The organism is Streptomyces sp. NBC_00075 (assembly GCF_045041225.1).
GTDB lineage: Bacteria > Actinomycetota > Actinomycetes > Streptomycetales > Streptomycetaceae > Streptomyces > Streptomyces adonidis.
Genome location: NZ_CP108243.1, coordinates 7,185,492 through 7,198,354, shown reverse-complemented (window position 1 = coordinate 7,198,354; position 12,863 = coordinate 7,185,492). Strand labels below are relative to the sequence as shown.

7 protein-coding genes are annotated in these 12,863 nt (G+C 71.3%); 2 read left to right on the top strand and 5 right to left on the bottom strand.

Going from position 1 to position 12,863, the window contains the following annotated elements; translation table 11 throughout:
* Positions 1-23: 23 nt before the first annotated feature.
* On the top strand, positions 24-2,315 hold the full coding sequence (locus OG787_RS31540) for a heavy metal translocating P-type ATPase (RefSeq protein WP_405537366.1): 2,292 nt from the start codon (positions 24-26) through the stop codon (positions 2,313-2,315).
* Positions 2,316-3,026: 711 nt separating this feature from the next.
* Here OG787_RS31540 and OG787_RS31535 read toward each other — a convergent pair.
* The 5 genes from OG787_RS31535 to OG787_RS31515 all read right to left on the bottom strand — a co-directional run bounded on the left by OG787_RS31535 (position 3,027) and on the right by OG787_RS31515 (position 8,668).
* Positions 3,027-4,325, bottom strand: a complete 1,299-nt coding sequence (locus OG787_RS31535; RefSeq protein ID WP_369035999.1) for a citrate synthase — start codon at positions 4,323-4,325, stop codon at positions 3,027-3,029.
* A gap of 242 nt (positions 4,326-4,567) precedes the next feature.
* Entirely contained in the window at positions 4,568-6,826 is a 2,259-nt protein-coding gene (locus OG787_RS31530; RefSeq protein ID WP_405537365.1) for an ATP-dependent RecD-like DNA helicase, read from the bottom strand.
* A gap of 70 nt (positions 6,827-6,896) precedes the next feature.
* Positions 6,897-7,031, bottom strand: coding sequence for a hypothetical protein (locus tag OG787_RS31525; protein ID WP_405537364.1), 135 nt, complete (start codon positions 7,029-7,031; stop codon positions 6,897-6,899).
* Positions 7,032-7,034: 3 nt separating this feature from the next.
* Positions 7,035-7,970 (bottom strand): pyridoxamine 5'-phosphate oxidase family protein, encoded by a 936-nt coding sequence (locus OG787_RS31520; RefSeq protein WP_405537362.1) that lies wholly within the window; start codon positions 7,968-7,970, stop codon positions 7,035-7,037.
* Positions 7,967-8,668 (bottom strand): hemerythrin domain-containing protein, encoded by a 702-nt coding sequence (locus OG787_RS31515; protein WP_405537360.1) that lies wholly within the window; start codon positions 8,666-8,668, stop codon positions 7,967-7,969. The genes OG787_RS31520 and OG787_RS31515 overlap by 4 nt, the downstream gene beginning before the upstream one ends.
* Before the next feature lie 174 nt (positions 8,669-8,842).
* Here OG787_RS31515 and OG787_RS31510 point away from each other — a divergent pair, with 174 nt between their 5' ends.
* Entirely contained in the window at positions 8,843-12,835 is a 3,993-nt protein-coding gene (locus OG787_RS31510) for a BTAD domain-containing putative transcriptional regulator (protein WP_405537359.1), read from the top strand.
* Positions 12,836-12,863 lie beyond the last annotated feature (28 nt).

Genomic DNA, 12,863 nt, shown 5'->3' with positions numbered 1-12,863 from the left:
CCGTACGGACGGACGCGGCGACCATGTCCAGCATCGGCACCAGCACCGAGGCCCCGATAGCCACTCCCCACGAGGTCGAGCTGACCATCGGCGGGATGACCTGCGCCTCGTGCGCGGCCCGTGTCGAGAAGAAGCTCAACCGTATGGAGGGCGTCTCCGCGACGGTCAACTACGCGACGGAGAAGGCCAAGGTCTCGTACGCCGACGGGGTCGGGGTCGACGACTTGATCGCCACCGTCGTGAAGACGGGGTACACCGCCGAGGAGCCGCCTCCGCCGGTCGTCGTCCAGGAGAGCACGGCGGCCGATCACGACCCCGAGCTGGACGCCCTCCGGCAGCGGCTCCTCGTCTCCGCCCTGCTCGCCGCGCCCGTCGTCCTGATGTCCATGATTCCCGCGCTCCAGTTCGACAACTGGCGGTGGCTCGCGCTGACGCTCGCCTCGCCGGTCGTCGTCTGGGGCGGACTGCCGTTCCACCGGGCCGCGTTCACCAACGCGCGGCACGGTGCGGCCACCATGGACACCCTGGTGTCGGTCGGTACGCTCGCCGCTTTCGGCTGGTCCCTGTGGGCACTGTTCTGGGGCGATGCGGGCAGAGCCGCGATGCCCGGGATGGACGGCATGGAGGGGATGGGGGTGCGGGAGAGCTTCTCCTTCACCGCCTCCCGCGCCGGCGGCACCTCCGAGATCTATCTCGAAGTCGCCGCCGGAGTCGTCGCGTTCATCCTCCTCGGGCGGTATCTGGAAGCCCGCGCCAAGCGGCGTTCGGGCGCCGCTCTGCGGGCGCTGATGCAACTCGGCGCCAAGGACGTCTCCGTGCTGCGCGGTGGGCGTGAAGTGCGGGTTCCCGTAGGTGAGTTGGCGATCGGGGACCGGTTCGTCGTACGGCCCGGGGAGAAGGTCGCCACCGACGGCACCGTCGTCGAGGGCGTCTCGGCGGTCGACGCGTCGATGCTGACCGGCGAGTCCGTACCGGTGGATGTCGGTGTCGGCGACGCCGTCACCGGTGCGACCGTGAACGCCGGGGGGCGGCTGGTCGTCGAGGCCACCCGGGTCGGCGCGGACACCCAACTCGCGCGGATGGCCCGGCTGGTGGAGGACGCGCAGAACGGCAAGGCCGAGGTGCAGCGGCTCGCCGACCGGATCTCCGGGATCTTCGTGCCGGTGGTGCTGCTGATCGCCGTCGGTACGTTCGGGGTCTGGCTCGGGGGCACGGGTGACAGCGTCGCCGCCTTCACCGCCGCCGTCGCCGTGCTGATCATCGCCTGCCCCTGTGCGCTGGGGCTCGCCACCCCGACCGCGCTCATGGTCGGCACCGGGCGCGGGGCGCAGCTCGGCATCCTCATCAAGGGCCCCGAGGTCCTGGAGTCCACGCGCCGCGTCGACACGATCGTCCTGGACAAGACGGGGACGGTGACGACGGGACGTATGACCCTCCAGGAGGTGTACGTCGCCGAGGGCGCCGACGAGAAGCAGGTGCTGCGGCTCGCGGGCGCCCTCGAACACGCCTCCGAGCATCCGGTCGCGCGGGCGATCGCGGCGGGGGCGGAGGAACGGGTCGGGGCGCTGCCGGAGGTCGCGTCCTTCGAGAACGTGCCGGGGCGGGGCGTACGAGGGCGTGTGGACGGCCATGAGGTGGCCGTGGGGCGGCTCGTGGACGGGCTGTCGGAACCGTTTCCGGAGGAATTGGCCCGCGCGAAGGCCGAGGCCGAGAGCGGCGGACGTACGGCCGTCGTGGTGGCCTGGGACGGGGTGGCACGCGGTGTCCTCACCGTCGCCGACGCGGTCAAGGAGACCAGCGCCGAGGCCGTGCGCGAACTGCGTGCGCTGGGGCTCACTCCGGTGCTGCTGACCGGGGACAACCGGGCGGTCGCGGAGGCGGTCGCGAAGGCCGTCGGGATCGACTCCGCGGATGTCATCGCCGAGGTGCTGCCCGAGGAGAAGGTCGACGTCGTACGGCGGCTGCGGGGCGAGGGGCGGGCCGTCGCGATGGTCGGCGACGGGGTCAACGACGCGGCGGCGCTGGCCACCGCCGATCTGGGCCTGGCGATGGGTACGGGCACGGACGCGGCGATCGAGGCGAGCGATCTGACGCTGGTGCGCGGGGATCTGCGGGTGGCCGCCGATGCCATCCGGCTGTCCCGGAAGACGCTCGCGACCATCAAGGGCAACCTGCTGTGGGCCTTCGGCTACAACGTGGCCGCGCTGCCGCTGGCCGCCGCCGGACTGCTCAATCCGATGATCGCGGGGGCGGCGATGGCGTTCTCGTCGGTGTTCGTGGTGACGAACAGCCTCCGACTGCGTACGTTCCGCTGAGGGCAACCCGGATCTGCCCGAAGTTACCGCGAGTATGCCCAAGTCGTTGTCAAAGTGCCTATGGAGTCCAACGCGAGCCTCACATAAGCTCTTCACAAGGCTCGCGCATCATCCTTACGCTTGGGTCCCGGTCGCGACAACCGGGATCTGGCGTATCTGAAGGACAAATGCGAGAGACGCAGATCACAGTGCTGTGAACGTAACCATCGAAGGGGTTCGAAGGTCTAAGTTGGCGATGTCAGACAGCGTCTTGGGGGGCGTTGGCTGACGTCTGAGGATGTCTTGGGGGACGTCCTCGGAGATGCGTTGCCGGGACACGTACACCGGGAAGCTTGAGCGGCCCACCCCAGCGTGCGCGTCCCGGCAGACCGCACACAGCAGGAGTGCGACGAGTTTTGCTCGTTCTGCTCAACCCACCGCCCACCCGGCGGTGCGCACAACAACGGTTGCTTCGGCGGCCTGCACACCAGTGATAGCGAATTCAGGCGCTGTCCTCTCGAACGCCCGGCCGGATCCCGTGGGGGGAATCCGCACCGGGACATGGGAAGGCGCCCTGTACGCCGGCCCGTGGGGGGACCGTCGGCAGGGCGCCTTCCGCTTTGCGCTTCGCGGATCAAGCCGGGGTACTACAGGTCGTTCTCGGCTGCGGGCCGGTGGGGGCCGATCGCGCAGTTCCCCGCGCCCCTGGGTCGGCCCAACCACCGGCGTTCATCAGCGCTGCTCTACCGGGACGAAGTCCCGCTCCACCACGCCCGTGTAGATCTGGCGCGGGCGCCCGATGCGCGAACCCGGCTCCTTGATCATCTCGTGCCACTGGGCGATCCAGCCCGGGAGGCGGCCGAGGGCGAACAGGACCGTGAACATCTCCGTCGGGAAGCCCATCGCGCGGTAGATGAGGCCCGTGTAGAAGTCGACGTTCGGGTAGAGGTTGCGCGAGACGAAGTAGTCGTCGGAGAGCGCGTGCTCCTCCAGCTTCAGCGCGATGTCCAGCAGCTCGTCGGACTTGCCGAGGGCCGAGAGGACGTCGTGCGCGGCGGCCTTGATGATCTTCGCGCGCGGGTCGAAGGACTTGTACACCCGGTGGCCGAAGCCCATCAGGCGGACGCCGTCCTCCTTGTTCTTCACCTTGCGGATGAAGGAGTCGACGTCGCCGCCGTTGGCCTGGATGCCCTCCAGCATCTCCAGGACGGACTGGTTGGCGCCGCCGTGCAGCGGGCCCCAGAGCGCGGAGATGCCGGCCGAGATCGACGCGAACATGTTCGCCTGGGAGGAGCCGACCAGACGGACCGTCGACGTCGAACAGTTCTGCTCGTGGTCGGCGTGCAGGATGAGCAGCTTGTCGAGGGCGGAGACGACGACCGGGTCGAGGTCGTACTCCTGCGCCGGCACCGAGAACGTCATACGGAGGAAGTTCTCGACGTAGCCGAGGTCGTTGCGCGGGTAGACGAAGGGGTGACCGATCGACTTCTTGTACGCGTACGCGGCGATCGTCGGAAGCTTGGCGAGCAGCCGGATCGTCGAAAGGTTGCGCTGCTTCTCGTCGAACGGGTTGTGGCTGTCCTGGTAGAAGGTCGACAGCGCCGAGACGACCGACGACAGCATCGCCATCGGGTGCGCGTCACGGGGGAAGCCGCGGTAGAAGTTCTTGACGTCCTCGTGCAGCAGGGTGTGCTGCGTGATCTCGTTCTTGAACACGGCGAGCTCGTCCACGGTCGGCAGCTCGCCGTTGATGAGCAGGAACGCCACCTCGAGGAAGGTGGAGCGCTCGGCCAGCTGCTCGATCGGGTAGCCGCGGTACCGCAGGATGCCCTGCTCACCGTCGAGGTAGGTGATCGCGGATTTATAGGCGGCGGTGTTGCCGTAGCCGCTGTCCAGGGTCACCAGACCGGTCTGAGCGCGGAGCTTCCCGATGTCGAAGCCCTTGTCGCCGACGGTGCTGTCGATCACCGGGTAGGTGTACTCGCCGTCGCCGAACCGCAGTACTACAGCGTTATTGGTGTGCTCGCTCACGTCATCCCTCACCGACGTAGTGCCTCTTCTTCGAGGTGCCCTGACTGTCTCTACCATCCCCCATTTGGCGCAGGAGAGTGCACTCGGGGTCGACCATTGGGCCTATTGGCGGCACTCAGTGCCGCCAACCTACTCATCCTGCCCCCCTTCGCCCTGGTTCCGGAAGTGCTGTGTGACCTTTGTGACTCATTTGATCGATCATTTTTCGCGATCGCTCCGACGCCGGTCCCGCAACCGTCCCGTTACCCCTGCGACCGCAGCCTGAAATCCAGTGCCGTGCAACGCCTTCCCGCCGAAACCGTGCGCACCGCCTGGCCGATCGCCTTGCGTGAACCGACCAGGACCACCAGCTTCTTGGCCCGGGTGACGGCCGTGTAGAGCAGGTTGCGCTGGAGCATCATCCACGCGCCCGTGGTGACCGGGATGACGACCGCCGGGTACTCGCTGCCCTGGGAGCGGTGGATGGTCACGGCGTAGGCGTGGGCGAGTTCGTCCAGCTCGTCGAAGTCGTACGGCACCTCCTCGTCCTCGTCCGTCAGTACGGTCAGGCGCTGTTCGACCTCGTCGAGGGAGGTGACTACGCCGACCGTGCCGTTGAAGACGCCGTTCTGGCCCTTGTCGTAGTTGTTGCGGATCTGCGTGACCTTGTCGCCGATGCGGAAGACCCGGCCGCCGAACCGCTTCTCCGGGAGGTCCGGGCGCCCCGGCGTGATCGCCTGCTGGAGCAGCCCGTTGAGGTTGCCGGCGCCCGCCGGGCCCCGGTGCATCGGCGCGAGCACCTGGACATCGCGTCGGGGATCGAGGCCGAACTTGGCCGGAATTCGCCGTGCGGCCACATCCACGGTGAGGCGGCCGGCCTCCTCGGTGTCGTCCTCGACGAAGAGGAAGAAGTCCTTCATGCCGTCGGTGACCGGATGCTGCCCGGAGTTGATGCGGTGCGCGTTGGTCACGACGCCCGACTGCTGGGCCTGCCGGAAGACCTTGGTGAGCCGGACGGCGGGGACCGGGCTGCCGTCGGCCAAGAGGTCGCGGAGCACCTCGCCCGCGCCGACGCTGGGGAGTTGGTCCACGTCTCCGACGAACAGCAGGTGCGCTCCCGGCGGGACCGCCTTCACCAGCTTGTTGGCGAGGAGCAGGTCCAGCATCGAGGCCTCGTCCACGACCACCAGGTCGGCGTCGAGCGGGCGGTCCTTGTCGTAGGCCGCGTCGCCGCCGGGTTTCAGCTCCAGGAGGCGGTGGACGGTGGAGGCCTCGGCGCCGGTGAGTTCGGCGAGGCGCTTGGCGGCGCGGCCGGTCGGGGCGGCGAGGACGACCTTGGCCTTCTTGGCGCGGGCCAGCTCCACGATCGAGCGGACCGTGAAGGACTTGCCGCAGCCGGGCCCTCCGGTGAGGACGGCGACCTTCTCGGTCAGCGCGAGCCGGACGGCCGCCTCCTGCTCGGGGGCCAGATCGGCCCCCGTACGCCCCTGGAGCCAGGACAGCGCCTTGTCCCAGGCCACGTCGTGGAAGGCGGGCATCCGGTCCTGGCCGGTGCGCAGGAGGCGCAACAGCTGGGCGGAGAGGGAGAGTTCGGCGCGGTGGAAGGGGACCAGGTAGACGGCCGTCACCGGTTCCGCGTCGCCGTCGGGGCCGGGCACCTTCTCCCGTACGACGCCCGGGTCCTCGCCCTCCTCCGGGGGTGCCGCGAGTTCGGCGAGGCACTCGATGACGAGGCCTGTGTCGACCTGGAGGAGCTTCACCGCGTCCGCGATCAGGCGTTCCTCGGGGAGATAGCAGTTGCCCTGGTCGGTGGCCTGCGAAAGGGCGTACTGGAGGCCCGCCTTGACGCGCTCGGGGCTGTCGTGCGGGATGCCGACGGACTGGGCGATCTTGTCGGCGGTGAGGAAGCCGATGCCCCAGACGTCGGAGGCGAGGCGGTAGGGCTGGTTCTTGACGACCGAGATCGAGGCGTCGCCGTACTTCTTGTAGATGCGCACGGCGATGGACGTGGACACCTCGACGCTCTGGAGGAAGAGCATGACCTCCTTGATCGCCTTCTGTTCCTCCCAGGCGTCGGCGATCTTCTTCGTGCGCTTGGGGCCGAGGCCCGGCACCTCGACGAGCCGCTTGGGCTCCTCCTCGATGATCCGGAGGGTGTCCAGGCCGAAGTGCTGGGTGATCCGGTCGGCGAAGACCGGTCCGATGCCCTTGACGAGCCCCGAGCCCAGATAGCGGCGGATGCCCTGGATGGTGGCGGGCAGGACGGTCGTGTAGTTCTCGACGGTGAACTGCTTGCCGTACTGCGGATGGGAGCCCCAACGGCCCTCCATGCGCAGGGACTCGCCGGCCTGGGCGCCGAGCAACGCGCCCACGACGGTGAGGAGGTCGCCGGCACCCCGGCCGGTGTCGACCCGGGCGACCGTGTAGCCGTTCTCCTCGTTGGCGTACGTGATGCGTTCGAGCACACCTTCGAGGACGGCGAGTCGTCGTTCGCCGGTGGGGTTCCCCGCCTGTTGAGCCATGATCCGACGGTACCGGTGGGGTGTGACAACGGGCGGGGGTATCCACAGGCGGGCTCAGTGGTGCGGGAGTTCAGTGGTGCGGGGAGCGGATCACGCTCCGCATCCGGTCCTCGTCGACCGGTGGGCCCGGGGGTCGGCGGGCGAGCCGGATCACCGCCACGATCGCGACGGTCAGGACACTCGCCGCTACTGCCAGGTACGCCATGGATCAGGCCGGGCCGCGCCGTCGGTCGGACCGCGCGAGCGCGCGGAAGCGGTCCCACTCCACCGGGGGCCGTGACAGACCGCGGCGTCGCAGATACCGGTCGGTGGCCCGCTGGGTGCTGCGCAGGAGCCGTATCGCGTCGGTCGGCCGGCCCGAGCCCATCGGCTCCAGCACCTTCTCCGGCACCAGCAGCCAGCCGTCGTCGGTCCGCGTCAACTCGCCGCGGACGAGGGCGTTCTGCATGTGGTTGAGCCGTTCGTCGTGCCGGTGGACCAGGAGCGAGGCGGGGCCGGGCGCCACGGTGTGGTCGTCGGGCGGGCGTACCGCGAAGCCGCCGGACGACGGGGTCGTGAGGGTGCGGGCCAGGACGGGGGCCCCGGACCCGTCGCGGGCGGCGAGGACCGCGGTGGGGTGGCGGGAGAGCTGTACGGCGCCGGGCAGCGGTTCGCCGGTCGACGGCTCGGCGGACGCCTTCGGGCGGGGTGACTCCGCGGCAGGTCGCACGATCACCTGTTCCGGGGTGACGGTGATGACGAGTCGCAGGTAGTACCAGTCCATCAGGCGTCTCATCGGGCGGAGGAGGTACGACCGGCTGTGCGGCTGCCGTTCGAAGAGTGTCCGCCAGTAGTCGTCGAGGTCTTCGGGGCCCGTCCTGATGTCGTCGGGGCACTCGGCCGTGCCGCCGACGAAGATCTGCGGGGCGTCGGTGAGGCCGCTGCCGGTGGGGTCGGAGAAGAGGAGCGCGACGCGGGGGTCTCGGCGGATGTTCAGCGCCTTCTGGGCGAAGGCGAGGGAGGTGGTCAGCACCAGGGTGCCGTCCTCGCGGCGCCGTACGGCCGTCGGCCAGGCCAGCGGTGTGCCGTCCCGGCCCAGGGTGACGAACTCGCAGGTCCGGTAGGCGTCGAGGACGTCCAGAGGGGCGGAGTCGAGTACGGTCACCGGCCCGTCCCCTCGGTCAGCGGGCCCCGCACGGCGCGGCAGGACGCGGCGTACTGCCGCCGTCCCACGAGCCGCCAGGCCAGACGTCCCAGCAGCGGGGCCCGGCCGAGGAAGTAGGCCCGCTCGGCCTCCGTGGCGTCCTCCAGGATCGCGCCGATGGCGATCATGACCTTGTTCTTGGGGAGGGTCTCCAGGCCTCGGCGGCCGACCTCGTCCCACTCGGCGACGGTCAGGTGCTCGGCGACCAGCGGGAGGACCAGCTTCTCCTCGTCATCGAGGTGGTCCAGGAGGGCGAGACGGTGCTCCTCCAGGGCCAGGGCGAGTTCCTGCCCGGCGATGCTGTCGGCCGACCGCTGCCACTGGGGTGCCCACTCCCCGACCGCCGCGAGGGTCCGGTCGATGTGTCCGTGCTGCTCCTCCATGCGAGCCACCAGGTCGTCCTGCTCGGCGGCACGGGCGCGGAGCAGCGGCCAGATCAACTCGTCCTCGAGGGCGTGGTGATGGTGCAGTCCCGTCACGTAGTCGTTCAGGTACGCCGAGATCTCCTCGGCCCGGGCCGACGCCCCGTCCGGTACGGCACGGACCAGGCGCGGCAGCAGCGCGGACTCCCGGCGGAAGACGCGGTGCACCACGACCATCTCGTGGGTGTAAGGGCGGCCGTCGGCGGGAAGGCCGGACGGTGTACTGCTGGGGGTCACGCGGATGTCCTTCGACGTTCGGATACAGATGGCGCCCACGGTGGCGGTACCCGCTTGGCGGTGACATGGCGTCCGCTTGGAGGCGGGTCGGCGCGGGTGCCGATGACGTGCCCGACCAGGTCATTTAGCCCCTGTTGACGGGACGGACACAGCACTCGGCTACATTCCGGCGCTGTGCTGTCCATCAGAGTCCTGGGTCCCCTGGGTGCCGATGTCGCGGGTGCTCCGGTGGAGTTGGGGCCTCCGCGACAGCGGGCTGTCCTGGCGCTGCTGATCGCCGCGCGCGGCAGGGTGGTGTCCGTCGACCGGATGGTGGACGAGCTGTGGCGCGGGGCGCCGCCGGCCAAGGCGACCGTGTCCCTCCAGGCGTACGTGTCGAATCTGCGCCGGGTGCTCGAACCCGGGCGGGCGCCCCGTACCCCCGCCTCGGTCCTGGTCTCCTCCGCTCCCGGGTATGCCCTGCGGCTGCCCGAGGGCGCGGTGGATGCCTGGCGTTTCGAGATCTGGGTGGGCCGCGCCCGGCACGCGTCGGCGGCGCGGGCGCGGGAGTTGCTGGCCGAGGCGTTGGGGTGGTGGCAGGGGCCGGCGTTCCTGGAGCACGCGGACGAGACGTGGGCGGTGCCGGAGGCGGTCCGCCTGGACGCGCTGTGCGGGGAGGCCCACGAACTCGCCGTCGCGGCCGCGCTGCGCACCGGGCACACCGCCGAGGCCGTCCTCGCCGCCGAGACCATGGTGCGGGACCGGCCCCTGCGCGAGGAGGGCTGGCGCCTGCTGACCCTCGCCCACTGGGCGACCGGCCACCGCGCCGACGCCCTCACCGCACTGCGCCGTGCCCGGGCGATACTGCGCGACGAACTCGGCTGCGACCCTTCACCGCCCCTGGCGGAACTGGAACACGCGGTCCTCACCCAACGCCTGGAGGTACTGCACGCGGCCGTTCCGGCATCGCCGCCGACGGGGGCCACTCTGCCCGGCCTGGCGGTGCCGCGACCTGCGGCTGCCACTTCCAGCGGGGCGGGGGCGGCACCCGGATGGAGCGGTACGGCCGGTTCGGGCAGGGCGGCGACCGCGGGTGGCGGCCTCTTCGTCGGCCGGACCGACGAACTGCGTGCCCTGGACGCCACCGCCCGGGCAGCCCGCCGAGCCGGCGGCATGGTGCTGGTCTCCGGAGAGGCGGGCGCGGGCAAGTCCGCCCTGCTCGGCCGACTCGCGGACCGTCTGCGGGGCGAGGGCTGGACGGTGGTCGTCGGCCGCTGCCCGGAGGACGAGGGCGCCCCGCCGGCCTGGGCCTGGACGGAGGCGCTCGGCGCACTCGCCCAGGCCGTACCCCCGGCACGGCCGGAGGAACTGGCGGCCCTCCTGCGCGAGTCCGACGGCACGGCCACCGCGACCGGCGACCTGGCGAACACGGGCCCTGCCAACACCGCTACCGTCCGCGACATGGCGAGCCCGGCCCCTGCCGGCACCGCCACCACCCCTGACGCAGCAATCCCAGCACGCGAAGGCACCGCCATCACCCCGGGCGTGCCGCGCCCCCGCCCCGAAGGCACCGCCCCCACCCCAGGCATGGCAAACCCAGCACCCCAAAGCACCGCCACCACACCCGACTTGCCAAGCCCACACCCCGAAGACACCACCGCCACCCCAGGCATGCCAAACCCAGCACCCCAAAGCACCGCCACCACACCCGACTTGCCAAGCCCACACCCCGAAGACACCACCACCCCTGGCACGGTGAACCCGACGCCCGAAAACACCGCCAACACCCCCGGCACGGCGAACCCAGCACCCGAAAACACCGCCAACACCCCCGACTTGCCAAGCCGTCACCCCGAAGAGACCACCGCCACCCCAGACATGGCGAACCCAGCACCCCAAAGCACCACCGCCACGCCAGGCATGGCTCACCCGCGCCCCGAAGGCACCACCCCCACCCCCGACGCGCCAAACCCACACCCCACCCCCACCCGCACCCCCACCACCCGCGACGAAGCAACCGCCGGCCGTTTCCGTCTCCATCGGGCCTTCGCCGCGTGGCTGCGGGACGCTGCGGGCGTTCAGCCTGTCGCTGTCGTCGTCGAGGATCTGCATCGGGCCGACGGGCAGACCCTCGCCCTGCTGGAGGCGGCGGCCGCGGTCACCGGTGTGCCGCTGCTCACCGTCGTCTGTTATCGGCCCGCCGAGGTGAACGGGCAACTGGCCAAGACCCTGGCCCAGCTCGCGCCCCGCTTCCCGCACCGCATCGCGCTCGGCGGGCTGTCGCGGCGGGATGTCGCCACCGTCGTCGAGGCCGTCCGAGGGGAGGCCGTGGCCGAGGACACGGTCACGGCGCTTGCCGAGCGCACCGGCGGCAACCCGTTCTACGTCTGGGAGAGCGCGCGGCTGCTGGCCGACGAGGGCGCCCTGGTCGCCGTATCTGAAGTGCCGCAGGGCGTCCGGGACGTGCTGCGTCGGCGACTCGCACTGCTGCCCGTCGACGCGCTCTCGGCCGTGCGGCTCGCGGCCGTGGCGGGGCTGGAGTCCGATGTCGCGCTGCTGGTGGACGCCGCCCAGGCCGACGAGGAGGCCGTGCTGGCGGGACTCGATGCCGCCGTGGCCGCTGATCTGCTGACCGAGCCCGGGCCCGGTCGGGTCCGTTTCGTGCACGCGCTGGTCCGCGACACCGTGTACACCGACCTGTCCGGCACCCGGCGGGCCCGGCTGCACGACCGTATCGCCGCCTCACTGCGCCATCACCGGCCCGACGATCTGGCCGCGCTGGCCCACCACTTCGCCAGGTCGGGCCGTACGGCCAACGCGCCCCTGGCCGTCGACTACGCGCTGCGGGCGGCCGAGCGGGCCGAGCGGCGGTACGCCCACGACGTGGCCGTGGGGCTGATCGAGCAGGCGCTGGAGGCGCACACCGCGGCCACGGCCGATCCCGAGGGCGACCCGGACGGGACCGTCGCGCTGCTGGTGCGGCTGCTGGGTGCGCAGGTGCGGGCCGGGGCGACGGGCGGCGCCCTGCGCACCCGGGGGCGGGCCGTGGACCTGGCCGAGCGGGCCGGGCGGGACGATCTGGTCGCGGCGGTCTACGGCGGCTGGACCGAGCCCTCGCCCTGGCGCACCCGGCTGGAGGGCTTCCTGGACCGGACCGCGCTGGCCCATCTGGAGCGGCTCGCGCGTGACCCCGCGCTGGACGGGCCGACCCGGGCCCGGGTGCTCCAGGTCCTGGCGGACGCGGTGGCCGGCGAGGACGCGCCCCGGGCCCTGGACGCGGCGCACACCCAGCTGGAGTTGGCGCGGGCCGCGGGCGAACCCCGGCTGCTGGCCTCGGCGTTGATGACGTCCGCGCGCGTGCTGCCGCACGAGACGCAGGGCGCGGTCCGCACCCCGCTCGTCGACGAACTGCGCGAACTGGCCGTCGCACATGACCTGCCCGCCCACCTGTGGGTGTGCGAGCACCTCGACGGGCTGACGGCCGCGACCCGCAACGATCCGGAGGCCGTACGACGGCACACCGCCGCCGGACTGGAACTGGCCCACCGCTACCGGATGCGCTGGGCGCAGGGCATCAACGTCGCCACGTCGGCCATGCTGGCCACGATCGCCGGACTGTTCGACGAGGCGGAGGCCCGGTACGCCGAGGCGGACGGGCTCTTCCAGCGCGTCGGGGCGCACCACGCCACGGCTCCGCGCACCCTGGGCCTGTGGACCATCCGGCTCACGCAGGGCCGGGAGGCGGAGATCGAGGCCGACGTGCGTGCGGTGCACTCGGCCATCGGTACGCCCGTGGCGGTGGCCCTCGCCCTCGTCCTGGCCCGCCAGGGGCGGCTGGAGGAGGCCCTGGCCGTCGACTTCCCCGCGCGTCCGGTGACGGACCACCTCTACGGCATGGAGCTCGACTACCGCGCCGAACTCGCCGTCCTGCTGGGCGACCGGGACGCCGCGCACCTGTTGATCCGCCATCTGCTGCCGCTGCGGGAGCAGTTCGCGGGGACGGCCGGCGGGGCCTACGCCACGCGTCCCCTGGCCCACGCCCTCGGGGACCTGTACCGGTTCGTCGGCGAGGAGCGGCGGGCGCAGGACGCGTACGCCCTGGCGGAGCGGGTCGCCCGCGCGTGGGGCTCGCCCCACCACATGGCCGCCGCATCACGATCAGGTCTCAGGATCCCCTCAGGGGCTTGATTTACCTCCGTGTAATCGATTCCAATCC

Coding starts and splice junctions, on each gene's coding strand:
- OG787_RS31540 (WP_405537366.1), top strand. CDS start 24: ATGTCCAGCATCGGCACCAGCACCGAGGCCCCGATAGCCACTCCCCAC.
- OG787_RS31530 (WP_405537365.1), bottom strand. CDS start 6,826: ATGGCTCAACAGGCGGGGAACCCCACCGGCGAACGACGACTCGCCGTC.
- OG787_RS31525 (WP_405537364.1), bottom strand. CDS start 7,031: ATGGCGTACCTGGCAGTAGCGGCGAGTGTCCTGACCGTCGCGATCGTG.